The organism is Enterobacter asburiae (assembly GCA_011754535.1).
Taxonomy (GTDB): Bacteria; Pseudomonadota; Gammaproteobacteria; order Enterobacterales; family Enterobacteriaceae; genus Enterobacter; species Enterobacter cloacae_N.
Map to the genome: position 1 here is coordinate 499,262 of JAAQVN010000001.1, position 25,173 is coordinate 524,434.

General features: G+C 51.2%; 17 protein-coding genes and 3 pseudogenes. 10 read left to right on the plus strand and 10 right to left on the minus strand.

Translation table 11 applies throughout. The annotated features are described in order from the left end of the window. Positions 1-19 precede the first annotated feature (19 nt). Positions 20-664: a hypothetical protein gene (locus HBM95_02320; protein NIH41779.1), complete on the minus strand. Its 645-nt coding sequence runs from the start codon at positions 662-664 to the stop codon at positions 20-22. Between the two features lie 194 nt (positions 665-858). Between HBM95_02320 and HBM95_02325 the strand changes: the two genes are divergently transcribed. Both HBM95_02325 and cycA read left to right on the plus strand, forming a co-directional pair. Beyond that, positions 859-1,518: a peptidylprolyl isomerase gene (locus tag HBM95_02325; GenBank protein ID NIH41780.1), complete on the plus strand. Its 660-nt coding sequence runs from the start codon at positions 859-861 to the stop codon at positions 1,516-1,518. Positions 1,519-1,829: 311 nt separating this feature from the next. After that, positions 1,830-3,239, plus strand: coding sequence for a D-serine/D-alanine/glycine transporter (gene cycA / locus HBM95_02330; GenBank protein ID NIH41781.1), 1,410 nt, complete (start codon positions 1,830-1,832; stop codon positions 3,237-3,239). Positions 3,240-3,770: 531 nt separating this feature from the next. Here cycA and ytfE read toward each other — a convergent pair. Beyond that, complete coding sequence (gene ytfE, locus HBM95_02335) at positions 3,771-4,433, minus strand: iron-sulfur cluster repair protein YtfE (GenBank protein ID NIH41782.1); 663 nt, start codon at positions 4,431-4,433, stop codon at positions 3,771-3,773. A 243-nt stretch (positions 4,434-4,676) separates the two neighbouring features. On the opposite strand from ytfE, the gene HBM95_02340 reads away from it, so the two are divergent. Further along, a complete protein-coding gene (locus tag HBM95_02340) occupies positions 4,677-6,326 on the plus strand; it encodes a HAMP domain-containing protein (protein ID NIH41783.1) in 1,650 nt (549 codons plus the stop codon). A 79-nt stretch (positions 6,327-6,405) separates the two neighbouring features. Here the strand turns inward: HBM95_02340 and HBM95_02345 are convergent, their stop codons facing one another. From HBM95_02345 to HBM95_02370, 6 genes are all read right to left on the minus strand, one after another. Then, positions 6,406-7,371 carry a DMT family transporter gene (locus tag HBM95_02345; GenBank protein ID NIH41784.1) on the minus strand — a complete coding sequence of 322 codons (966 nt, stop codon included), beginning with the start codon at positions 7,369-7,371 and terminating at the stop codon, positions 6,406-6,408. Positions 7,372-7,446: 75 nt separating this feature from the next. Next, complete coding sequence (locus HBM95_02350; protein NIH41785.1) at positions 7,447-8,271, minus strand: AraC family transcriptional regulator; 825 nt, start codon at positions 8,269-8,271, stop codon at positions 7,447-7,449. 81 nt (positions 8,272-8,352) lie between these two features. Next, the gene (locus HBM95_02355; protein ID NIH41786.1) at positions 8,353-9,201 is read right to left on the minus strand and encodes an SDR family oxidoreductase; all 849 of its coding nucleotides are present in this window, start codon (positions 9,199-9,201) and stop codon (positions 8,353-8,355) included. A gap of 256 nt (positions 9,202-9,457) precedes the next feature. Next, the gene (locus HBM95_02360; protein ID NIH41787.1) at positions 9,458-9,748 is read right to left on the minus strand and encodes a helix-turn-helix transcriptional regulator; all 291 of its coding nucleotides are present in this window, start codon (positions 9,746-9,748) and stop codon (positions 9,458-9,460) included. Positions 9,749-10,603: 855 nt separating this feature from the next. Beyond that, a complete protein-coding gene (locus HBM95_02365) occupies positions 10,604-11,053 on the minus strand; it encodes a hypothetical protein (protein ID NIH41788.1) in 450 nt (149 codons plus the stop codon). A gap of 17 nt (positions 11,054-11,070) precedes the next feature. After that, entirely contained in the window at positions 11,071-11,871 is an 801-nt protein-coding gene (locus HBM95_02370) for a hypothetical protein (protein ID NIH41789.1), read from the minus strand. A gap of 571 nt (positions 11,872-12,442) precedes the next feature. Here HBM95_02370 and HBM95_02375 point away from each other — a divergent pair. The 7 genes and pseudogenes from HBM95_02375 to HBM95_02405 all read left to right on the plus strand — a co-directional run bounded on the left by HBM95_02375 (position 12,443) and on the right by HBM95_02405 (position 23,427). Beyond that, positions 12,443-12,886: a hypothetical protein gene (locus HBM95_02375; protein ID NIH41790.1), complete on the plus strand. Its 444-nt coding sequence runs from the start codon at positions 12,443-12,445 to the stop codon at positions 12,884-12,886. Between the two features lie 65 nt (positions 12,887-12,951). Further along, positions 12,952-13,017, plus strand: a pseudogene (locus HBM95_02380) (hypothetical protein). A 1,932-nt stretch (positions 13,018-14,949) separates the two neighbouring features. Next, positions 14,950-20,859: an autotransporter outer membrane beta-barrel domain-containing protein gene (locus HBM95_02385; protein ID NIH41791.1), complete on the plus strand. Its 5,910-nt coding sequence runs from the start codon at positions 14,950-14,952 to the stop codon at positions 20,857-20,859. Between the two features lie 67 nt (positions 20,860-20,926). Next, positions 20,927-21,508, plus strand: a complete 582-nt coding sequence (locus HBM95_02390) for a hypothetical protein (protein ID NIH41792.1) — start codon at positions 20,927-20,929, stop codon at positions 21,506-21,508. Between the two features lie 59 nt (positions 21,509-21,567). Then, positions 21,568-22,188 carry a helix-turn-helix transcriptional regulator gene (locus tag HBM95_02395; GenBank protein ID NIH41793.1) on the plus strand — a complete coding sequence of 207 codons (621 nt, stop codon included), beginning with the start codon at positions 21,568-21,570 and terminating at the stop codon, positions 22,186-22,188. 115 nt (positions 22,189-22,303) lie between these two features. After that, positions 22,304-22,828 (plus strand): OmpH family outer membrane protein, encoded by a 525-nt coding sequence (locus tag HBM95_02400; GenBank protein NIH41794.1) that lies wholly within the window; start codon positions 22,304-22,306, stop codon positions 22,826-22,828. A gap of 107 nt (positions 22,829-22,935) precedes the next feature. Then, positions 22,936-23,427 (plus strand): DUF523 domain-containing protein, encoded by a 492-nt coding sequence (locus tag HBM95_02405; GenBank protein NIH41795.1) that lies wholly within the window; start codon positions 22,936-22,938, stop codon positions 23,425-23,427. Positions 23,428-23,603: 176 nt separating this feature from the next. Here HBM95_02405 and HBM95_02410 read toward each other — a convergent pair. Together HBM95_02410 and HBM95_02415 are read right to left on the minus strand one after the other, a co-directional pair. Then, positions 23,604-24,215, minus strand: a pseudogene (locus HBM95_02410) (transposase family protein). A gap of 224 nt (positions 24,216-24,439) precedes the next feature. After that, a pseudogene (locus HBM95_02415) lies at positions 24,440-24,984 on the minus strand (3'-5' exonuclease). Between the last annotated feature and the right edge of the window lie 189 nt (positions 24,985-25,173).

Consider the following 25,173-nt stretch of genomic DNA (forward strand, 5'->3'; position numbering starts at 1 on the left):
CCTTACCCGGCCTATGCCATTAACGTGCTCTGATGAAACTACCGTCCGGCTGGCGGGTAAACAGTACCTGCTGCCCATTTCCGGTATCAATCGTCAGCCCGGTGACCACGCCGCTGGCATTCTGGCGAATCTGCACCATCTGGCCATTCTGCAGGTTACTGAGCGGCTTACCTGCACCTTCAACCTTAGCCATGGCATACACGTCGGTTGGCGGCAGGTTGTGGTCGCGGAAAAGCTGTGCCAGCGTTTTGCCCGGCTCCACGCGATAGGAACGCCACTGCTGCTCAATGCCGGTAGGCTGCTGGGTTTGCGGCCCAGACGGGGCCGCGGCCTGCTCCTGCGGCTGTTCATCCTGAACGGGTTCAGGTTCAACCGGCGCGACCTGGCCTGGATCGTTAGACGGGGTCACCAGCTGTGTCTGCATGGGCTGCGCGTCAGGCTGCGGCCGCGTTTGCGACTGAATATCCAGCTGTGCATTGCGGGTGACAGGCGCGGTATCGACATCATCACCGCCGGAAGGAAGCAGGAAGCCCACGATGACCATCAGCGCACCAATGATGATCCCCCTGCGGTGCAGAGGAGGCAGCGGGTCCATAATGCGAAAATTGTCCGGCGCCTGCCAGATTTTCGCCAGGGTAGGTTTCAGTTCAAATCGCCCGGGCATGGCTCTCCTCCTGCTCCGCGTCTTTTATATCCTGTGCTTCGAAGTATAGTTCGCTAACTGCCTGAACGACGTAACAAACCCGACTTCCGTGACATCAGTTCGGGATTAATCCTGGTTGCCTCTATTGTTTCTGTTTCGTCGCGGTTTGTCACCCTAACTTAAGACAAAGTTTTACCCATAAGGGCATGGCTGATATGCTGCCCGCTACTTTAAATGTGATGGAAGGAAAACCCATGACCACCCCGACTTTTGACACTATCGAAGCGCAGGCAAGTTACGGTATCGGCTTGCAGGTAGGACAGCAGCTGAGCGAATCCGGCCTGGAAGGTCTGTTACCTGAAGCGCTGGTGGCGGGTATCGCTGACGCGCTGGAAGGTAAACAGCCTGCCGTTCCGGTTGACGTTGTGCACCGTGCGCTGCGTGAAATTCACGAACGTGCTGACGCCGTGCGTCGCGCGCGTTTCGAAGAGATGGCAGCCGAAGGCGTGAAATATCTGGAAGAGAACCGCGAGCGTGAAGGCGTGAACAGCACCGAGTCTGGCCTGCAGTTCCGCGTGATCAACCAGGGCGACGGCGCTATCCCGGCGCGTACCGACCATGTTCGCGTTCACTACACCGGTAAACTGATCGACGGTACCGTGTTCGACAGCTCCGTGGCGCGCGGCGAACCGGCTGAATTCCCGGTCAACGGCGTTATCGCGGGTTGGATCGAAGCCCTGACCCTGATGCCAGTCGGTTCCAAATGGGAACTGACCATCCCACACAACCTGGCCTACGGCGAGCGTGGCGCTGGCGCGTCCATTCCGCCATTCAGCACCCTGGTATTTGAAGTCGAACTGCTGGAAATCCTGTAATCGACTTTTCTTATTTCCTCTCTCCGCTCGGGGAGAGGAAATAGTGATAAAACCTATAGTTACGACAGAATCAATATTTTATCTTGCAAACGAAACTGTTGCGTGTATTTTTGTGAGCTGTTTCGCGCTGTATGAGTGATATGACACTCACTTTCAACATATTATTAACATAATATCTAAATCATAGTATTCATCCCGCCGATTCTTACCTAATATCGATAAACCCTTACAAAGGGACCGTCATTTATTTGACGTTTTTAAAGGCCAGAAGAGCCTTAACAACACAGACAGGCATAAACAGGAAAAATTACATGGTAGATCAGGTCAAAGTCGCCGCTGCAGAAGAGGCGACGTCTGAACAGTCGCTACGGCGCAATCTCACAAACCGTCATATACAGCTTATCGCCATTGGCGGTGCCATCGGCACCGGGCTGTTTATGGGATCGGGCAAAACCATCAGTCTTGCCGGGCCGTCGATCATTTTCGTTTATATGATCATCGGTTTTATGCTCTTCTTCGTGATGCGTGCAATGGGTGAATTGCTGCTCTCGAACCTCGAATACAAATCCTTCAGTGACTTCGCGTCTGACCTGCTCGGGCCATGGGCGGGCTATTTTACCGGGTGGACCTACTGGTTCTGCTGGGTAGTCACCGGAATGGCGGACGTCGTGGCGATTACCGCCTACGCGCAGTTCTGGTTCCCGGGGCTGTCGGACTGGGTCGCCTCGCTGGCGGTGATTATTCTGCTGCTGAGCCTCAACCTCGCCACCGTGAAAATGTTCGGTGAGATGGAGTTCTGGTTCGCGATGATCAAGATCGTCGCTATCGTGGGGCTGATTGTTGTGGGCCTGGTGATGGTATTGACGCACTTCCAGTCGCCAACGGGCGTTCAGGCGTCCTTTACCCATCTGTGGAACGACGGCGGCTGGTTCCCGAAAGGCATCAGCGGTTTCTTTGCTGGCTTCCAGATTGCGGTGTTTGCGTTTGTAGGGATTGAGCTGGTGGGGACTACGGCTGCGGAAACCAAAGACCCGGAGAAATCCCTGCCGCGTGCCATCAACTCTATTCCGCTGCGCATTATTATGTTCTACGTCTTCGCGCTGATCATTATTATGTCCGTGACGCCGTGGAGCTCCGTGGTGCCCAGCAAGAGCCCGTTCGTTGAGCTGTTCGTGCTGGTAGGGCTGCCCGCTGCCGCTAGCCTGATTAACTTCGTGGTACTGACCTCAGCGGCATCGTCTGCGAACAGCGGCGTGTTCTCCACCAGCCGTATGCTATTTGGTCTGGCGCAGGAGGGCGTGGCGCCGAGCGCCTTTGCGAAACTGTCTAAACGTGCGGTGCCGGCGAAAGGGCTGACCTTCTCCTGCATGTGCCTGTTGGGGGGCGTGGTGATGCTCTACGTGAACCCAAGCGTGATTGGCGCGTTCACTATGATCACCACGGTCTCGGCAATCCTGTTCATGTTCGTCTGGACCATTATCCTGTGCTCGTACCTGGTGTACCGCAAACAGCGTCCACACCTGCATGAGAAATCGATCTACAAGATGCCGCTGGGCAAGCTGATGTGCTGGGTGTGCATGGCGTTCTTCGTGTTCGTTCTGGTGCTGCTGACGCTGGAAGATGATACCCGTCAGGCGCTGATCGTCACGCCGCTGTGGTTTATCGCGCTGGGGCTGGGCTGGCTGTTTATCGGCAAGAAACGTATGGCTGGCATAAGATAAAAGCAAAACGGCAACTTCGGTTGCCGTTTTTAGTTTTTGCACCCTCTTCCCGTGGCCTGAGGGATCCCCACAAAATAATGTTTGCATGGACGACCCCCTCTCCCTTGAGGGAGAGGGCTGGGGTGAGGGGGAACATACGGCTCTGGTGGTCATTCCGTTCACTTTATGTTCCTTGCTACTCTGTAAGGACATGGCCGGTGAACGTGCCAGGGCGGCTCAGTCGCCACCTCCCTGGCGACCCGGGCTCCCGGCGGTAAATCGCCGCTTCGCGGTGCCTTCGGCTTATTCCTTCCGGCTTGTCGGGGACGGGCGGAGGTAACATCCCTGTAAAGCCCGCCCTCTCGGCGCATCCATGCGCCTCGCCCCGGCCGGAAGGCAAACGCCTCAGCGATTTACAGCCGGACCATAGCATCGCTGAAGGCCTTAAATCGTTCTGAAACAACATTATTGCTTCTGCTTAAAAATTACTGGGGATTCCTCAGCCCAGTGGGAGAGGGCCGGAGTGAGGGCATCAGGCCGCAGCGGCCTTTTTTATTCCCCCGCCAATGCCCGCGGGAACAGAACGTTATTCTCAAGACTGATGTGTTCCATCAGGTCGTCAATCATCTCGTTAATGCCGTTGTACATCGCTTTCCAGGTGGTGCACGCTTCCGGCGGCGGCGTGACGTTGTTAGTGGTGTGTTTGATCACGTCCAGAAGTTCGCCCGCATCATCATGTTCGCTTTCCATCACGCTGATGGGCCCCATCGCCTGGCTGCCCATTCCCTGTTTAATCATCGGGAAGAGGATCTGCTCTTCTTTCATCATGTGGCTGGAAAGCTCTTCGTGCAGCATGGTCAGGTATTTTGCCAGACCGCGCGGTACGGAAGGCTTGTCGGCGTGGACGCGCTCAACTTTCGTCGCCTGCAGGATCAGCTCAGGCAGCTGCTCACGGTGGCGGTCGTGGTAACACACAATGATATGGTCGATGATTTCCGCGAGCGGGGCGGTGCGCCAGTCTTTGTCGACAGGCTGTTCGGCCAGAAGTGCCAGTTCCGCTTCGATAACCTCCACGTTCAGCTCTTTACGCGAGGCCGCTCGCGCCAGGGTCTGCTTACCGCCGCAGCAGTAATCCATATCGTATTTACGGAACAGCGCAGAAGCGCGAGGGATGGAGAGCGCCAGCTCGCCAAGGGGTTGGTCGCGAAAGGCCATAGCAGTTACCTCGTCATCAAGAATATAAGATGCATATTAAATGCATCTTTATGGTGGCGCTATAACCCTTTAGAGGGAAGGGAAAAAGTGCGACGGGGATCACAAAAAATGTCCCGTTTAACTCCCTGAATGGACTTAGGAAAGTGGTTTAGAAACTTTTTAAAGGTGGAGAAACAGTAAACAACCCGCCGCGCGTGCCGATAGATACTCGTCAGAGAAACCTGCATATAACAAAGGCAACGTATGTTTAAACGTATAAAAGTCATTACTCTTCTTATTTCGGTGCTGCTTGTGCTCGGCATCATGCAAGTGATTTCCGCGGGTATTTTTATTAACGCGCTGAATAACGATAAAGACAACTTCACCGTGTCGCAGCTCTCCAGTAAAAACGTCGCGGAGTTTACCGATGCGTGGATCAGCCTGAATCAGGCGCGGGTGACGCTGAACCGCGGGATGCTGCGCCTGCAAAGCAGCATGGCCTCTCAGATTAACGGTGGGCAGCTCAATGAGCTGGTCAACACGGCGAAGAATCTGCTGGCCGATGCGCAAGCCCATTACGATAAATACTACGCCCTGCCGAATACGCCGGGGCTGGATGAGAATCTGGCCAAGCGTCTCGAAGAGCAGTACCGCATTTACTCCTCCACACTGACGCAAATGAACGTCCTGCTGAGCCAGGGCAATCTGGAAGAGATGTTCAAGCAGAACGCGGAGCATAAACAGACCGCGATGCAGGCGGTTTACCGCGAGTGGCGCGAAGCGCAGGCAACGCTTACCGATAAAGGCATCCAGGATAATGAAAGCGACTACAAACGCATCCTGTGGATCCTCTCTGCGGTGATGCTGCTGGTGATTGTGGTGATTGTATCCAGCTGGATCGCTATGCGCCGCGTGCTACTGCTGCCTCTGGAAGAGGTGATTAACCATATTCGCGCCATTGCGGCGGGGGATTTAACCCAGCCGATTCAGGCTGAAGGTAAGAATGAAATGGCTATTCTGGCGCGCAACGTTCAGGAGATGCAAACCTCGCTGGCGAACACCGTGGGCGTGGTGCGTGAAGGTGCGGATACCATCTACACCGGCGCCGGTGAAATTTCTGCCGGGAGTAACGACCTCTCTTCCCGTACCGAGCAGCAGGCCGCGTCTCTGGAAGAAACGGCAGCCAGCATGGAACAGCTGACGGCCACCGTGAAGCAGAACGCCGATAACGCGCGTCAGGCTTCCCGTCTGGCGCTGGATGCCTCCTCAACGGCGAAGAAGGGTGGAAATGTAGTAGAAGGCGTCGTGCGTACGATGGATGAAATCGCGACCAGTTCCAGCAAAATCGCGCAAATTACCAACGTGATCGACGGTATTGCCTTCCAGACCAATATTCTGGCACTGAACGCGGCGGTGGAAGCGGCGCGCGCGGGCGAACAGGGCCGTGGCTTTGCGGTAGTCGCAGGGGAAGTTCGAACGCTTGCCCAGCGCAGCGCACAGGCGGCGAAAGAGATTAAGGCGCTGATCGATGATTCCGGCGAGCGCGTCAACGCAGGCTCGCAGTTGGTGAATGAAGCGGGCGCGACGATGGCGGAGATCGTCAACGCGGTCACCCGCGTGACCGACATCATGGGCGAAATTGCCTCTGCCTCTGACGAGCAGAGCCGCGGTATCGACCAGGTGGGCCAGGCGGTCGCCGAGATGGACCGCGTGACCCAGCAGAACGCCTCGCTGGTGGAAGAGTCTGCGGCTGCTGCGGCCGCGCTGGAAGATCAGGCTGCACGCCTGAACGAAGCGGTGGCGGTGTTCAAAATCACCCGCAACCAGGCGGTCAAAGCGGCACCGGTGAAAACCTATGTGCCAAAAGCGCAGCCCGCAGCGGCGGCGTCAGAAGGGAACTGGGAAACGTTTTAAGGACTTGCCCGGTGGCGGCTACGCCTTACCGGGCCTACGGTTTTGTAGGCCCTGCAAGCGCAGCGCCGCCGGGCAATGCTCACATCTCCGACGCCGGAACGACCCTTGGTTTTTCCGGCTTCGCTCTCACCGCAATCACCACCCCCACGACCAGCAATAATATTCCACAGGCCGTTAACAGCGGCGGTACGCTCTGGCGCATCAGGAAGGTATAAAGCAGCCCCGCAAGGGTTTCGAAGACAATCAGCGGCCCTAAAATCACCGTCGGCAGTTTCTGGCTGGCAATGTTCCAGCACAGCGCACCCACCCAGGAGCACAGCACCGCAATCGCAACCATTAAGCCAATAAACACCCACGGCCTCGGCCCGAAGGGCTGGGCGAAGTCTGGCTGTTGATAGCCTAACCAGAGGCACGCGCCGACATACCCCACCAGTGATACGGGCAAGGTGACCAGCGCCTGCGCCGTTGCCCACATCATCGGGTGCTTGTCCGGGTTTTCCCGCAGCCAGCGCGCATTGCGCAGGGCGTACCAGGCCCAGCACGCTACCGAGACGAACGCTAAAACGATCCCCGAACCGTAACGCCATAAGCTGAAATCGCCCAGCCCGTGGCGCAGCTCGGCGATATTGACGCACACCAGTCCCACTGCGGTGCACATCAGCGCCGGCGCCATTTTTGACCACGCCAGCCTGCCGTCCCGGTGGCTATAGAGCAGATTCGCGAAGATGGGGATGACCACCGGCAGCGTGCCAATAATCATGGTGGAAACCGGCGCACCGGTACGCTGAATGGCGCTTGCCAGACAGACGTAATAGATCAGGTTACCCATCATGGTCAGCGCCAGCGCGGTACCCCAGTCCTGACGGCTGAGCTGACGCAAGCGCGCGCGTCCCAGCCACGCCAGGGGCAGGGCAATCAGCCCCAGCGCCAGGTAACGTCCGGTCGACTGCAGTATGGCCGGATACTCGGGTACGATCAGCGGGCCGACAAAAATCAGCCCCCACATCATCCCTGCCAGCAGGGCATACAACACGCCACTAATCATTTTTCCATCCTGTTTGATTCACGTTGCACTCAGTGTAGGAGGGACAAATACGCACGTATTGTATGAGATTGCGCTTTAGCGCCGGGTGACCTGCTTCTGGTAGCGAACGGGAGTAATGCCGTAGCGGCGGGTAAACGCGCGGGTTAAATGCGACTGGTCGCTCAGCCCGGTTGCGGCGGCGACCTCAGCTGCGGGCATGCCGTGGGTGAGGAACGCTTTGGCGCGCCACAGGCGGATGGCCATCAGCATCTGGTGCGGCGTAACGTGGAAATGGGCTTTGAACTGGCGCTGGAAATGGTACGGGCTGAGCGAGACAACGTTCGCCAGCTCGTCCAGCGTCAGGGCGTGCATATAGTTGTCGTGCAGATACTCGCGCACGCGTTCGAACCGGTGTGCACCTTCCTGAACTACCGGCGCGTGATGGGCTAACGGCTGAAAGGTCTCAATCAAATCCAGCAATAAGCCTTTTTGCGCCAGCGGGTCGTCCGTATGCCACAGGCCGTAAATCAGCCTGCCGATTTGCTGCGAGCGCAGCGGGTCATAGCGGGTTACGTCGCTGAACCACCAGTGGCGCATGCCGGTTACCTCGTCCAGCAGGTCAGGCTCGATGTAAACCATCCGGTAGCGCCAGCCGTCTTCAGTGGCGGATTCCCCGGTATGGATCTCGTCCGGGTTCATGGTAACAACGGATTTTTCAGGTGCGAGATGCTGGGTGCCGCGATAGCGAAAGCGTTCGGCACCGGTTTCAATCGTGCCGATCCCGAAGGCTTCATGGGTGTGAGGCTCAAAGGCGTAGTCAGAGATATGCGCGTGATAGAGTTCAAGGCCCGGCAGCTGCGCCAGGTGGCGAAAGCGCGCGCTGTCTCTCTCATCAATAAATTGTTCCGGTACGCCTTGCACGGTGAGCCTCCTCATGGGTCATCGTTTCATTATCAGAGATGACCCGAGGGGATGCCACAAAAAATAACCAATCCGTAACAATTACAGAATGGCTTTGACGCTCTCCGCCAGCGGCGTGGTTGGACGGCCAATCAGCTTGCTGAGGGTACGGCTGTCGTCAAACAGACCGCCTTTGGACGCGCCCACATCGGAGTCCGCGAGCATATCTGCCAGCCCGGCAGGCAAGCCGACGCTTTTCAGCGCGGCGGCGAAATCTGCCTCGCTGAGATTCTGATAGGTTACCGGCTTTCCGCTCTGCTTGCTGAGCTCCGCCGCCAGCTCGCTCAGCGTCCAGCCGTGGTCGCCTGCCAGTTCGTATACTTTGCCCGCATGACCCTCTTCAGCGATGACTTTGGCGGCCGCCGCTGCATAGTCTGCACGGGTCGCAGAGGCAATTTTGCCTTCGCCTGCGGCACCGATAAACACGCCGTGTTCCAGCGCGGGCGGCGCGCTCGCCAGGTAGTTTTCGGTATACCAGCCGTTGCGCAGCAGGGCATGAGGAATGCCGGACGCCGCCAGCGCTTTTTCCGTCGCGACGTGTTCAACGTGCAGACCCAGTGGTGATTTGTCCGCATGCAGCAGGCTGGTGTAGGCGATAAATTTCACGCCTGCCGTTTTGGCGGCGTTAATGACGTTCTGGTGCTGGGTTGCGCGCTGGCCTACTTCGCTGGAAGAGATCAGCAGCAGCTTATCCACACCGCTCAGCGCGGCGGTGAAGGCGGCTTCGTCGGTGTAATCCGCCTGACGAACCACAATGCCCTGCTGGCTCAACGCTTCAGCTTTCGCCGGGTTACGCACGATAGCCACAATCTGGCTGGCCGGTACGGTATTTAACAGCTGCTCGATAACGAGATGGCCAAGCTGGCCAGTAGCGCCGGTAATCGCGATCATGATGAATCTCCTGTGTAGGGACAATAAAGTTGTAAATTTAAAATGAAAAATGACATTAAAGTTGTATCGCTATACGGATATAGTTCTTATTTTTCATAAGCTTAGTATTAAGATTAATCTAAACTCTCGATTAATAAATCAGCTTTACTGTTTGGAGTCTAACCAGCAACTGATGGCTACAGGGTATGAGATACCTTTGCCAACGTGTAGCGTGCATAGCAAACGTTCTAATTCAATCTTTGATGGACATGCCTCGTCACCATTTTTCCCGTCTGGCCGGAGAAGATTCATATTCGTTTTTCACTTCAGTTATTGGGGCGGAGTGTTGTGTTGAAGATAAGGTAAGTCCAACCCCTAACACACAAAAAATTCTAAACAAACGCTCGAAACTGGCGCTGGTAGGATTGGATTCAAGTCGGGCATAGGCCTGCTGTGTAACCCCTAATCGTTGAGAAATCTCTTTCTGTGTTAGCCCATTTTCTTTGCGAAAAGCAATCAACATTGGACGTAACTGATTAAGGTGTTTTATTGGGTAAGTCGTATTCATTTAAGATAACCGCTGCGCTTGCGTCTAATACTTGCATCTGTAAATACATTTAACAACGTATAGGGTGTTAAAACAAGAATACAGCCTATACGTTGTTAAATGAGTATAAGATCTGATTATGGCGTATTGCAAATAAAGAGGCGACCGAACTGAACGTGGAAACGTTTTACCTTCTCTGTTACGGATCTGCTGGTGGATAGAGGGGCTTTTGAGTTTGCCGATATCCTCATATCTTACAACGACCGGGCTGCAAAATTTATGCAGGTGTCCCTGTATAGTCATGGCATGAAGGATGCGCGGAGGCGAGCTTTCAAAGTCATCTACGCAGATTCAAAGTTTGAACCAGCAGCATCTTCATATTTTTAGGCCAATAAAAACATATGTCATGTGACACAATTGACTGCGCGCAACCCTACATCTGTCACCCGCATCATTTCCCCTTCCGTCATCATTTGTAGACTGATAATAAGCAGCCATATACCAACGGTATTAAATTATAGGATGTTTGTTTCGCGGTGATCCAATTTTTTGCTTATTTACGAATTACCGGAAGTGTACTACGGTGAGGAAATAAGCAAAGAGGCAATATTTACCCCTGCGAGTCGGGTCACGGCAGTGAGGTACAACACAACATATAAACAAAATTGCAGATGGTGGTACACCACATCCTGCGTTTTCTTGCCGCAGCGCGGCGGTGGGGGGATTAGAAGATCCGGCACCAGGGGTTTTCGGATCTTCGCGGAGGAAGAACGGTATTTGTGCTACTGAAGCATTTAAATATGCACATTATGAACAAATTGTCACTAATGCATTGCCAGCAACAATAATAATAAAATGATGCTTACCTGGCAGCAATCACCGACGGGGAATGTTTTTGCACAACAACAGCGGAATGCCGTTCTGCCGGATCAGATAACTCCCGTCGCTCTGCTCCCGGAACTGGTAGATATAATCCACATTTTCAGTGTTTACGGAAAAAGGCAGCAGGTGACTGAATGTTTCATGGATATCCTTTGACTGGAATGAGGTTTTATTGCCGGTAAAACGAACATGATAGTCTTCACCTGTTACCTCATACGTAATACCGGAGACCAGCTTGACCGGTGTCTGTTCACCTGCAGGTGAGGTATAGTCTCCGCTAATCTGAATGCTGCCTTTTTCCCGGTACAGATAGAGCATCACTTTAGCATTGAGCCGGTTCTTATTAACCTGGCTGTCAAACGCCGCCATACAGTGGATTACTCTCCCTTCAGAACTCTTTTTTAACTTCAGCAGATGATAAACGGAATAACACAATACCAGCAGGCTGAGAGTGCACACTGTTATTCTGATAACCGTAGATAGCCTGAACTGCATATTCTTTCAGCCTCATTTTTCCCGTTACATGAAAGATAAAACACGCTGTGTTGATTACGGTACGGCGTAATATATCGTTGTGGTACTTGGCTACAATTAGCCGTGATACCCGGCCATATTCTCAGAAGTTGTTCAATTTTTATAGCGGACAAAGTTTGCCGTTTATTAAGGTAAACCTGACACCCTTTTTGCGCGCCTGCATAATTATATTCAGCTGTGAAATCATCGTAGGGGGCCGTACCATATCTTAAGGATGCTACACTAAACGTCACTAATGCAAGGAGAATGAAGACTGCCGTAACCGGGATGGTCAGACGGGACAGCAGAGTTGGAACAATCTCCCTCGACATTAAAGTTTTACTGCCGTCACTGTTTGATTCAGGAATTTTTTTATCCAGAGCCGAAACGGCACTGTCAGTAGAGACCCTGACTGTTACCGTCATGGTTTCATTAAACCGGAACCCCTGTCTGGGTACGGTAATGATAAAATCGTCATCACTTTCAGCTATCTTGCGGAAGGCCTTACGGGCCAGGAGTATATTCTGGTACAGGGTATTAGGTGCGACGTCCTTATACGCCTCACCCCAGCCAGCCTTATACAGTTCAGCCTGGCGGACAATATTTCCCTCCGCATCCAGCAGCGCCTCAAGGCAACGGGCGCAGGGCTCGTTCAGTATTTTCGAGAGATCTGGATGAACCAGACTGGCCAGTTCATTTTGCCCGCTGTGAAAGACTACCCTGCCGTCGATCAAATACGTTTTCTTCATGACTCCCTGCCTGCTGACTGCCTGCCCAAATCTTAGCTTTCCCCGATTCATGGTGCCAGAAATTATTTCATAACTCTTAAGTGGCTTCAAAAGGGATGGGTAATTTATGTGTAAATTCAGTCGCTTATTTGTTTGTGATCTTAAGTGAAATCTTAACTGTCTTAATTGAAGTGATGATCCCTTCACCCGTACCGGGCAGATGTTAATATCCGGTCAGACAGAAAAACCCTGGTCACTGCCGGAAAACCCGCTTTACAAGAAGGGAAGGACATGAACCTTAAGTAGTAAACACTTTAAAAAAGAAATAATAAGCATAAAAAACTTCATTAAAAAGCAAAGGTTTTTTATTAATTTCATCAATCAAAATATTAATAATTCAGGATAAGTATCTGATTATTGTTTATTCTATGGTGTTATTATCTGGTTTTTATTTTTTTATTGGTTTTTTGTTTTTATCAAATTGATTGGTTTGATATTAGGTTTCGTCTGAAACTATTATGCTGACATGATTCCAACAGTTCGCTGACAGTTATTGCAGAAATGCAGAGCCGGAATATGGAGATATTTATTCGTGAGAAAATTTGGTTATATTCTGGGAGATGATCGTAATGGTGTGATGGTTCTGCGGGAAAACCGGGTGCTTATCCCCCTTAATAGTCAGAAATTAAATCAGAAACATATTTATCTGAGACAGACCATGTTCCGATTACTGGAGTTTCTGCTTGAGAGAGGAAGGTCCGGCCTTCTGCGTGATGAAATCATCATGAGAGCCGTGTGGGAGGCATATGGGCTGAAATCCTCAGGGCCACGCTTATGGCAGGTCATGAACGAATTAAAGAAAAGGCTCGTCGGTCTTGGTGTCGATGAGGATTTTATTATGCGTGTGGAAGGGCGGGGCTATATGGTGAATACCGCAGGTTATGAACCTGTTTACATCCGTGCCTCATATGATCGCTTGAGTCGGTTTATATTTTCCCGTCAACAGGCTACCGATATGGTCAAGTCAGTAAAATAACTGTAGACCTGTAGTTTTAACTACTTTACGTAAAACTAATTACGCCCAGGGCGTAAGGATCTTATATGAACGCAATTTATAAAGTGATATTTAACAGAGCGACGGGACAGCCTGTCGTTGTTTCAGAACTGGGTAAAGGTAAAATCAAAAGTTCCACTAGTAAGTCTATTAAGACGGCTGTTATGTTAATGGCTGCGGCAATTTCCATGCCGTCCTTTGCAACCAATTGCGATCCCACTACTCTTATTTGTAAACTTAATAGTTCTTGGTCTGTAATCAATAATTATCAAAAAGGAACTGCATTCATTTCTGACGGTAATAGCTGGGCGGTCAGTGGTGTGGACTTATGGTCTGGCGCCGGGAAAAGTTATAATTTATATAACAATTTAGATGAAGTAATTAATGCTGGTTATTCAGTGACCTCTTCTGGTGCAATCATTCAACCGGGTGGTTTAATTACAACGAATTTTAGCTTGAGCACTCCAGGTCAAAAATCTGTAAGTGTGTTTGACCCAATAACACAAGCATATACTTCCATCAAAGTTTATGATTCAAACTCTTTTTCTGAAAAAAATTCTTACGATTTTGGAGTAGCCACTCCATTTATGGTTCCGAATGTAAACGTGTATGTGGATACTAGATTAGTTGATGTTAGTAATGGCCATGCAGAAATATCATTGAATAACGATACGTATGCTATTGGTGAATTGAGGAACAGCCATCTAATTAATATCGATGGTCAGAACAATACAGCATCCGCAACTTTGACTTCTAAAAATAAATTCTTGATGAATCAAGCATTAGAATGGTTGCAAGAAGGAAGTTCGACGGCATTTACTGCAAAGATTAATTCTTATAAAGGAAATGTTCAGGCTTTCGATGGTAGCAATCATACTGTCAATAATTTGGGCGATTTTAAGAAATATAATGATTGGTTAGTTAAACAAGTTCAGTTAGGTAATTTAGAATATAAAGATTATGATTCTGAACTAAAAAATGCTTACAATGAAAAAGAAGAGAATTATATTTATTCGATATATCCTAATGGAAGCTCTTATAATGCATATGGTGACGCGGAGGGTTCGATTATTCATGCCTCGGGAGCTAATGCTTTAGCAAAGATCTCCAGTACCGGTGAGCTCTTTGTTAGTAGTGGTTCAGCAAATACCATGAAAGTTTTTCAGGCAGAAAATAACGCAACGATTATTAATGATGGCATAGTAATAGGTTCTGGCAGGTTGGTTGACATAACTTCTGGTGCTTCATTTATTAATAATGGGACTTTGTCTCTGGGTGGGACTAGTGGAACAAAAGTAATTGCCAGAGGGCTTTCAGCATTTCCTGTTTATGTAACTGATGCAGGCAGTTCATTTATAAATCATGGTGATTATAATATCGACGCTCGTGCTCTGTACGAAAATAAATCTAGTAACGCTACTACCAATGGCGTTACTTTGCTTAATGGGGCTCAAGCTATAAATTATGGAAATATTAATAGTGGTTATTGGGGGAATACAACTCTGCCGGATGAACAGTCCGGTAGTATTCGCTCAATTTTAGTCAGAGATGACTCGACATTTTTAAATGATACTAACGGCCATATTCAATTGGGCACAGGAGAGGATGGCCTCACTCACGATTATCTGGGGTCCGGCAGTATAGCTGTAGAGGTTAGGGATAAAGGCAAAGCAATAAATGCAGGAACTATTACGCTCCGTTCTACCGCTGATGGGGTTATTGGGCTTTATGCTACGGGTAATGCTATTACACTTATTAACAGTGGTCTCATTGAAGTGAATTCCGATGGTAATGGTGGAAAATATATTCCTGCTCAAAGTGTTGGCCTTTATTCTGAGGGGCGGGCGGGCGGTGTTATAGATAATACGGGAACTATTGTTCTGAACGGCGCAAACAATGTCGGCGTAAAGGCTAAGGGGGGAGCGCAAGCTTCTTCTTCTGGGCTTATCACAGTAAATGCAGCGAGTGGCCAGAATACTCTTAATAACTATGGTGCATGGGTTGAGGGGGTGGGGTCAGTAGTAAATATCGCAGGTAAAGTTAACTTGAACGGTGATGGTGCCATCGGCGTGCACGCCCGCGACAGTGGTACTATTAACCTGACGAATAATGCCGTCATTACTTTTGTCTCCGGCAAAAAGCAGATTGGCTATTTTGTTTACGGCGCAGGCGCACAAATCATCAACAGCAGCAGCAGCGTGCAGGATGTGACATCGGATAACTCAGTCTTAATGCGCCTTGACGGTGGGGCCACTTTTACCGGCAGCGCTACCCAAGGATCCCGGATGGTTGCTTCTGGTCAGGATTCGGTGATTCTAACGGCGACGGGCAAAGGCACTTCGGTAAGTACCGGTACCTTGGCTCTGGACATTGCCGGGAAGGGGGCGACTGGTGTGCTGGTCGAAGGTGGCGCAACGGGTGTAATTGATGCAGGCACAAACTTGCTGCTGAATAATGCCAGCGCCATTGCGGCTATCGCCGACGGAGATGGACACGATATTAGCGGTAAATTTACCAGTAACGAAACCAGTACAAGACTGAACTCTTCAGCGAACCTGTCCTCAACAAAAGATCAGGTCATCGGCTATATTGCCCGTAACGGGGCCACCCTTGAAAATTCCGGGAATATTCATTTTTCTGGAAAAAATACAATAGGACTGGAGGTCCGCGATGGTTCCACAGGGACCAACAGCGGCAGCATCACCGTCCAGAATGGTGGGAAAGGTCTGGTTGCCAGTTCAATCAACCAAAGCACGACAATTAATAATACAGGGGACCTTACACTTAAAGGCGGGAATGATGCTGAACGTACCACGGGAATCCAGGCCTCCGGCAACGCTGTTACTGTCAACATGACCGCTGGTACCATCAGGCTCGAAGGCCAGGGGGCTATCGGCGTGGAAGTGACTGATGGTGCCTCTGTGAACCTAGCGGGTACCGCGTTGCCTGTGTTTGCGGACTCGGCTACCGGCGTCAGCAATCAGATCGCATTCCTGATTTCAGGTGCAGGTTCCACGCTTAATGCCCAGACGACGGCCGTGATGGATGCTAATGGAAAGGGTTCCACACTGTTCAGAATCGAGGATGGCGCTTCCCAACAGGGGGTACTGTCTTACAACGTGTCCGGTGAAGATGGTCGTGGGATCTGGGCCACAGGCGCAGGCACGCTGGTGAACACCGCTGCAGGCAGTCATCTGTCCATTCAGGGGACCGGTGCAAAGGGGATATATGCTGCAGGTGGTGCCAGCGCAACGTTGTCACAGGGCGTGACTGCGGATCTCACCGGCTCCGGGGCTGTAGTCGGTGTTGTTGACGGAAATGAGTACGACCTTGCTGGTAGTGTAACCAAAAGCAATACCGGCACGACGCTCACGAACGAGGCCGATATTACCTCCGGGCTCGCCGGTGCTACGGCATTTATCTCGCAGAACCAGGGCATGCTGGTTAACAAGGGGAATATCGATCTGACCACCGGCACCGGCAATACCGGAATAAAGGTCATCAGCGGACAGTTCGATAATCAGGCCAGTGATATTACCGTCAGCGGCGTCGCTGTGGACGTCGAAGGGGCAAACTCGAGCGTACTCAGCACCGGGGGGCGCATTATCGCCACTGATGGTGAGGCTGCTATCCGCCTGAGTCAGGGAGCCTCCCTGGACTTAGTGGGTAGCGGAATGGGCGTGGTTGAAGGCCGGGGCACGGCGCACGGCGTGTTGCTCGATACCGGTGCCGCAGGCCTTATCGTCAACGGCGCGCGAATTGATGTAAACGCTGTGGGTGCTAGCGGAAACGGAATTGAAAACCGGGCAGAGATTGCCGGTATTCAGCTGAACAACACCACTATCAATGTGCAGGACGGTAAAGGCGTCCGGACATCAGCCACGCTGGCTCAACAGAACAGCGGCACGATTAACGTGGCAGGAAACGGGACGGGACTCGCTTTCATGGCTGCGGACGGCGGCATGACCAGTAACAACCTGGATTTATCCAGCTCTTCTGGCCTGACCGTTAATCTCCTTGGCAAAGGCGGGGCCGGTATTCTGGCCAACACGGCAGACGGTGCAATGGTGAAAACTGCGGTCAACGTGAATGTGACAGGGGCCGACGGCGGTTCCGCACTGGTGGTGAATAATCACGCGAACCGGGTTGAACAAACTGGTGTTCTGCGCTCTGCGTCAACCACTTCGGCGGTAGTCGATGCCACGAAGGTCGGCACATTTATCAATACCGGTGCCATCATCGCGGCCACAGACACCTCGCTGGCTATGGCCTTTGATGACGGTGTCGATACCGTCATGCGCAATGGATACGGAGGCGTTATCCAGGGGGTTATTGCACTCAATAACGGCAATAACAGCCTCTACCTCGATGACGCCAGTACGCTGACCGGTACCGCCACTCTGGGGAACGGAAACAACCGCGTCACCCTGACCGATACGGCCCGTGCGGACAGCGTGATTGCCGGTAGCGGTGACAACACCTTTACGGTGAAAGGCAAAGGAGCCGTCTTTAATCTCCTCGACGGGGGCACAGGCAGCAACGACGACCTGGTGTTCGATGCCGCTGTGTACCGTCTGGCCAGTGCGTCAACGCTTCAGAATTTTGAGCGTGTGGCCCTCAAAAATAACTCGCTCCTGACCCTCGGGGAAGCGCTGGTGCTGACCGACGGGGGGATCGGGGCCGGTGCTGTCGACATCGAACGTGGCAGCGAGCTGGCGGTGAAGCCTTCTGTCACGGGAGATTTCACTTTTGACCCGACGCTTACCGGTCAGGGCCTGGTATCGGTCAGCCTCGATTCTTCGCAGTCGGATTTTGCTTTCACCGGCAATACAGGAAGTGATTTCGCGGGCACCCTGAAACTGGGCACCAGTCATTTCCAGCTGGAAGGCGATAACACGTCTTCACTGACGCAGGCCTCCCTGGTCACCGGGAGTGAAAGTGTGGTCACGGTCGGTACGGGCGAGCAGCAGCTCGGCGGCCTGTCCTTTGACGGGGGTACCGTTCAGTTCGGAGCTGTTATGCCAGGCGATATCATTGCGGACAATCATATCACCACCTCTGCCGTTGGCACGCTCGATATCGGTGGCAAGGGTACGGTTCAGGTCACACTGGGTGGCGGGGTGATTAACCATGTTCCTGCCAGCCTCAGTAAAAAATCGCTGATGGAGCAGGATGATGCCACCACGCTGGTCCAGCTTGCCGGTGCAGAAGGGGCGGTCAAAGGAACGGGTGGTCAGCTTAATCTGGTAGATGAAGACGGCAACCTGATCAGCGATGTGCAGCACCTGGACATCGTTCAGGACGGCAACACCGTCGCGAAAGGGACCTGGGATTACCAGATGGTAAGCAGCTCCGACGGTATCACCAGCGACGGGCTGTATATCGCCTACGGTCTGAAAGAAGTCGAGCTGATGGGGACGGGCGACAACGCCCTGACGCTTGCGGTTGGGCCTGATGCTCAGGGGCTGCAGACCGATCTGCGCGTGAAGGTGACCGGCAATGGCGATCTGTCGGTTGATACCGGCAGCGGACAAACTGTGAGCCTGTCGAATGGCGGTAATGATTACACAGGTGCTACCAGTGTAATCAGTGGAACGCTGCGTCTTGATGCCGACAACACTCTGGGGCTGACTTCAGTCGTGAATGTCGCGGCTGGCTCTGTGCTGGATATAAACGGTTCACGCCAGACATCGGGTGCGCTCAATACTGAGATTGGCAGTCAGGTCATGCTTGACGCAGGCAGTCATTTGACGCTCACCCACGCACAGCGTGAGGCTGGCATTAATGATGCCGGGTCCATCGCCGGTGACACCCTTATTGGGGCGGGTGAGCTGGAGGTGCTGTCCGGTGAACTTCACGTCGATGGTGCTAATACCGACTATACCGGGAATGTTGCCCTGAACGGAGGCGCAAAAACCATGCTTAACGATGTGGCGGGCCTGGGTAACAGCGGAACGGTCACGATGACGTCAGCTAACGACATCCTGACGCTGAACGACGGTGTCTCTGGTGCGCTGGCGAAAACGCTGGCAGGAAACGGGGGGGTCGTACTTAAGGACGGTGCAGATATCACCCTGGCAGCGGATAACAGCGGATTCTCGGGCCTCTTTACGGTGGACAGTGGCGCAAAACTTACTGCTCAGGGGCCTGAGCAGACCGGTAAGGCCGACATTGAGAACCACGGTAGCCTAGTGCTGAACAATGTGACCGCCTGGACGGTAGAAAACCACATCACCGGTACAGGGGACCTAGTGAAAAATGGCCGGGGTAACGTGACGCTGACGCAGTCCGCCGCGCAATACACCGGTAATACAGATGTTCATCTCGGCATACTCACCCTGGGGGATGTGGACAATGCGGTTTCACTGGCTTCATCCGCTGTAAACGTAGCTCATGGCGCTGTCTTTGGGGGATACGGCAGTACGGCAGGCGATGTTAACAACCAGGGCACGTTTGTGCTGGGAGAGTATGGCCTCGTGGATGTAACTTCACTGCAGTTCACTGTGGGCGGTAACCTGACGAACGCCAGTTCGGTTTTGATTGGTCAGTCGGGGGGCAATGCCGGAAATACGCTCCAGGTGAGCGGTGACTATGTTGGCAACAACGGCACTATCCACTTTAACACCGTGCTGGGTGATGACAGCTCGGCAACCGATCGGATGGTAATTGGTGGTTCTACCAGCGGCAATACCACTGTCAGCGTTACAAATGCGGGCGGAAGTGGCGCTGCCACCCTTCACGGGATTGAGCTGATTACGGTAGGCGGTAAGTCCGAGGGGGAATTTACGCAGTCCGGACGAATTGTGGCCGGGGCTTACGATTATCGTCTGACGCGTGGGCAGGGCAGTAATAGCGGGAACTGGTATCTGGTGAGCCGGGATACCACCCCGGTCGATCCGGTAATTCCGGACCCGGGTCCAGGAACAGGCCCGGATACAGGCCCAGGAACGGATCCGGACACGGGCACCCAGCCTAAGCCTGACTGGATTCGTCCTGAAGCGAGTTTGTACGGGGTGAATATGGCAGCTGCGAATACGCTATTCACACACCGACTCCACGATCGTCTGGGGGAGACCCATTACGTTGACGCTCTCACCGCAGAGAAAAAGGTCACCAGCATGTGGCTGCGTAACGTTGGTGGACATACCCGCTCGAAAGACAGCAGCGGACAGATGAATACCCAGTCGAACCGGTATGTGATGCAGATGGGCGGTGATATTGCGCAATGGAGTAGCGACGGTGAAAACCGCTATCACCTAGGCGTGATGGCGGGCTATGCAAACCAGAAGAGCAACGCGCGTAACCACCTCAACGGTAACAAGGCCGATAGCAGTATTAACGGGTACAGCCTAGGTCTTTATGGCACCTGGTTGCAGGATAACGAGGCGAAAACCGGAGCATGGGTGGACACCTGGCTGTTGTACAACTGGTTTGACAATACTGTAAGTGGAAAATCTGCCGGCAGTGAAAGCTACAAATCAAAAGGGTTCACCGCATCGGTCGAAGGGGGGTACACCTGGAAACTGGGTGAACGTGATGAACGTACGGCTTACTACATTCAACCGAAAGCGCAGGCAATCTGGATGGGTGTGAAGGCTGATGATCTGACTGAAAGCAACGGTACCCGGGTCACCGGTGAAGGGGACGGGAATATTCAGACCCGCCTGGGCGCGCGTGCCTTCATTAAAGGACACAGCACGCTGGATGACGGAAAAGAACGAACCTTTGAGCCGTTTATTGAAGCTAACTGGATCCATAACACTGAGACGTTCGGTGCCACCCTTAACGGCGTACGGGTGAATCAGGACGGTACCCGCAACATTGGCGAGCTGAAGGTCGGCGTGGACGGCCAGCTGAGCCGCAATGTCAACCTGTGGGGTAACGTTGCCCAACAGGTAGGAGACAAAGGCTACAGCGACAGCAGTGCCATGCTGGGTCTGAAGGTGAGCTTCTAAACATAATCCGGGCAGGCCGCAGGGAAGGCCTGCCCTCTACAACCTTATTTAAAGGAAGAGCTAAAGAATGAGAGAGCAAACCCGTCAGTTTTTTACGTTTTATATGATCATTATGGCACTGTCCGTGGTGCTGCTGGGAGGATGTGATATGAAGAAAAAAGGAAATGACGTTGCGTATGTTGACCTGGCAGCGGTCTTGTCAATGTCGGGACTGGCGCATCAGGAAAAGGAGCGCATGGATTTGGTTATTGATGCGCTGAAAAAGGCCGAAACCGAAGCCGGGAAACTTTATGAAAAGATGGACAAAGACCAAAGAGAAAAAGCGCGCCAGGCCGATCAGATTATGCTTCGTCGCGTGCTGACTGACGCAGGGCAGTCTGCCAGAAACAGCATCCTGGAGGAGGCCCGTCAGGCGGTAGAGAAAGTCAGACAAGAGGAAGGGCTGCGTATCGTGATGGACGGCTCCCTGATCCTTGCCTCGGCAGACGATACCAATTTAACGGTTAATGTCACAGAAGTGCTTAAGGATGTTAAAGCAGACTTTGGCCCTCTGCCTTCCATCTCTGTCACCAGTCCGAAGTCTGAACCTTCAGCTGTGACCAAAGAAAATAAGGACGCCACCATTAAAAAAAATAATACCTCAAAATAATTCAGGGAGAGGCAGCCCACTGAAAGGGCTGCCTTACAGGAACTAAGCAGGGATATCAGATGAGAATATTATTCATTGGAGCCGATACTTTCTGGGCGGAAGGTATCAGATATCTTCTAGAAGAAGCATATTCAGAAAGTGTGAAGCTTGTTTCAGTGCAGAGTTCATATAGCCATGTGAATCAGGCTGATATTTTTTTCGGTAAATATGATTTTATCTTTATAGATATGATGAGTTACGTCCCCGCGCTCTACTGGAACTTATACTCGGTATTAAATAACGCAAGTGAAAAAATTGCTTTTATTCAACCAGTAAATTCAACCAGCATTGACGTGCATAGCAGTCTGATATCTAAATCCATAACGATATCAAAGCATATGGCGATTGAAATGTTGAAGATTAAACTTATGTCCTACTGTGCCTGTGAGGAGAAGAATTTAATACCCCATAGTCATTATCATTCAAGTTTTAAACGTCCGAAAGCGATTATGAATGCTTTCGAACTTGAAGTGATTAGGTCTATCTCCTCTGGAGATAGGGTAAAAAATGTCGCCAGACGAATGAATAAAAGCGATAAAACAATATATCAATTACTATCAAGGATAAAGTTGAGGATGGGAATGAAAAATAAACACGAGTTTCTTGTCTTTCTATCAACATTTAACTCTTATAAAAATTAGCGGTAACTCCTCATAATTTATTGTTTTTCCATTTAAGAAAAATTAATCAACACCACAAGAAATAAGTCAGAACAATAAATTTTTCATCGTCTTGAAATTAAAGGGCAACTAAGATATGACAAAAGTCAAATATTTAATCTCGTGTATATCATCAGCAATTTTTTCGGTTATGTTACTTAGCGGGTGTGATACAGGTGGAGATAAAAAGAAGGTTGGATATATTGACATGAAGGTTGTACTGGCGAAGTCAGGATTGGCGCGTCAAGAGAGGATATATCTTGAGCATATTGAAAAGTTGCTTAAAGATACTGATAACAAAGCAAAAAATTTGTATGCCACCATTGATGCTAGAACAGTGAATGTACATCGAGAAGCTGACCAACTGATGTTGTATGAACTGTTGAAGACGGCTCGTCAATCTGCAAGAAATATGGTTATTCAGAAGATTATTATGGCTGCGGAGAAGATAAGTGAAAATAATGGCCTGCAGTTTAAACACTATGGTTCGCTGGTCCTCATTTCAGAAGAATATGTAGATTTAACAGAACAGGTTATTGAAGAACTTAAAGACACCACGGTTAACTTTGGATCTTTACCCAGGCTGTTTAGACAATTTCCTGACAATATAGAAGAAAGTTAGCCCTTGGCAGCAGGAGTCATAAGCATTATGTAAATATCCCTTTAATTTATGAGGTGGGACAAGGCGTTACATTCCTTAGCAGTTTTCATGCTTAACAATAAGAAATAATGAAAAATAAAATACTGGTCAGTGCCTGCCTGATGGGCCTTAAAGTCCGTTATAACGGAAAAGAGAAAGCGTTGATGACTCATCATCTTGAACGCTGGCAACAGGAGCAGCGCTTGTTGCTTCACTGCCATGAGCTAGCTGCCGGGCTACCTGTTCCGAGACCCCCTGCTGAGATTGTGTCTGCTGATGGTAAAGACGTAATGTGTGGACAAGCCAGAATAATTGAAAATACTGGAAGGGATGTTACGGAGCATTATCAACTTGCAGCTTGGCTGGCTCTTCGGACAGCACAAGAAGCAGGGTGCACTGCCGCATTGTTAACTGATGGTAGTCCAACGTGCGGGAGTCAGTTTATCTATAACGGTTGTTTTAGTAATCAGCGTAAATCGGGCATGGGAGTGGCGGCATCACTGCTCTCCGAGCATGGCATCGTGGTATTTTCAGAAACTCAGGTTGCAGAGCTTGTAAGCTGGATTGAAGAACGGGAATGAGCGGTTCTCCACTATTAACGCCGAATGTGACAGGTCCTCTCTTCGCTCAAAACGGCCATATCAAATGAATGTATGACTGGATTGATTAGCGAGGTTCTGGGCAACAAAAAGGGGGCAGTTGGTTATATGGCAGATGTGAAGGGCTGGTGACCTGCCCCCAGTATTAGATACAACCATCAGTTAGTAATGTCGGTTTGTTTACCTTCACATTTTCCATTCCGCCACCGTGCTGCAAACTCTGATGGCGTCTGATAATTGAGTGCCGAATGTGGACGACACTCGTTATAATCCTGCCGCCAGTCATTAATGATTTTCCTTGCGTGCACGATATAACTGAACCAGTGCTCGTTCAGACATTCATCGCGAAATCGTCCGTTAAAGGTCTCAATAAATCCGTTCTGCGTTGGCTTGCCCGGCTGAATTAGGCGCAACTCAACACCATGCTCAAAGGCCCATTGATCCAGTGCGCGACAAGTGAACTCCAGCCCCTGGTCAGTGCTTATCGTCGCCGGATAGTCTCGAAACCGTGCAATGCTGCCCCGAATACGCGTGACTTGAGCGCCTGAAATCCCGAATGCGGTAGTAATTGTCAGACACTCCTTCATGAAGTCGTCCACACAGGTCAGGCACTTGATCCTGCGACCGGTGGCCAGCGCGTCCATGACGAAATCCATCGACCAGGTCAGTTTAGGCACCGCCGGGCGGAGCAGCGGCAGACGTTCCGTTCCCAGTCCTTTACGACGTCGTCCGGGTTTTACGCCCAGCCCGCTGAGATGATAAAGGCGGTACTGGCATACGCATCCGCAAACTGTTCCTCACATCTCAGGGACTGATATTGCCAGTTTTACGCGATTCGCGAGGCAATATGCACGTGATCTTCCCCATCCCTTGGCGGTGATTGTCGGCACGTCACCATCGACCAAGGGCATCAAAGCCTGGCTATTTCGGGATGGCAGGTACCAGGAGGCAGTGTATACAGTATCCTTGTCGCGGCCTTAACGGGCCGGATTCATCAAAGCTCTTTATGTCTCATCAACTCAAATAGCTCTGCCTGAAAAAGTGCACCACCCAGAGCATTATGACTGGGTCTTCCTCTGGCAGATAAACGCTGTGTCATAATTGATGATTAGGTTTCAGACCACGTGCAGCCTGTTGCTCCCATAAAGTAAGCCTTGATATCTAATACACTGAAAGCAAAAATATTTTTATCCGTATACTTATGGAGGTAGTAATTGATAAATGACCAGTCAAAAGGGGTATTCAATCCCGTAAATACCGGCTTCTGGCTTGCCTCAAGGTGAGATGTGAGCCACGTGGATAACTGTTTTGCATAGCGTCTGCTGGGTCTATGCCGGTGGTGGCCAGTTCCTGTAGGTCAAATCCCGTCACGGCCAGCGCCTCGGGATAAAAGCCAGTGCAGTCAGGCTTCAACTCGGCATAGAAACACACGTCGGGCGCATGCATCAGACAGGCCCCAATGGAAAGCATACTAAATAATCCCGGAACCGGGCCGGATGCTTCAATAGCCACTGAAACAAAAATCTCGTCTGCATTCATAATCACTCCTGCGATAGAGAGCACTGATATTCGATTTGAAAAAGAAAAAGATACGCTATTATTATTTGTAAGTATCCCATTTTTAGTTTAAGGCACTAGCTAATGTTTGACTACCTATTATACTGAAGGATATTAAATTAATTAGTCTCAGTATTCGCTATGCCTGCCAGCAAGCAAAAGTTTTTATTG

Bases quoted from the DNA above. Each gene is read 5' to 3' on its own strand.
- HBM95_02355 (NIH41786.1), bottom strand. From the start codon at position 9,201: ATGATCGCGATTACCGGCGCTACTGGCCAGCTTGGCCATCTCGTTATC.
- HBM95_02395 (NIH41793.1), top strand. From the start codon at position 21,568: ATGAGAATATTATTCATTGGAGCCGATACTTTCTGGGCGGAAGGTATC.
- HBM95_02360 (NIH41787.1), bottom strand. From the start codon at position 9,748: ATGAATACGACTTACCCAATAAAACACCTTAATCAGTTACGTCCAATG.
- HBM95_02370 (NIH41789.1), bottom strand. From the start codon at position 11,871: ATGAAGAAAACGTATTTGATCGACGGCAGGGTAGTCTTTCACAGCGGG.
- cycA (NIH41781.1), top strand. From the start codon at position 1,830: ATGGTAGATCAGGTCAAAGTCGCCGCTGCAGAAGAGGCGACGTCTGAA.
- HBM95_02340 (NIH41783.1), top strand. From the start codon at position 4,677: ATGTTTAAACGTATAAAAGTCATTACTCTTCTTATTTCGGTGCTGCTT.
- ytfE (NIH41782.1), bottom strand. From the start codon at position 4,433: ATGGCCTTTCGCGACCAACCCCTTGGCGAGCTGGCGCTCTCCATCCCT.
- HBM95_02400 (NIH41794.1), top strand. From the start codon at position 22,304: ATGACAAAAGTCAAATATTTAATCTCGTGTATATCATCAGCAATTTTT.
- HBM95_02325 (NIH41780.1), top strand. From the start codon at position 859: ATGCTGCCCGCTACTTTAAATGTGATGGAAGGAAAACCCATGACCACC.
- HBM95_02390 (NIH41792.1), top strand. From the start codon at position 20,927: ATGAGAGAGCAAACCCGTCAGTTTTTTACGTTTTATATGATCATTATG.
- HBM95_02320 (NIH41779.1), bottom strand. From the start codon at position 664: ATGCCCGGGCGATTTGAACTGAAACCTACCCTGGCGAAAATCTGGCAG.
- HBM95_02405 (NIH41795.1), top strand. From the start codon at position 22,936: ATGAAAAATAAAATACTGGTCAGTGCCTGCCTGATGGGCCTTAAAGTC.
- HBM95_02345 (NIH41784.1), bottom strand. From the start codon at position 7,371: ATGATTAGTGGCGTGTTGTATGCCCTGCTGGCAGGGATGATGTGGGGG.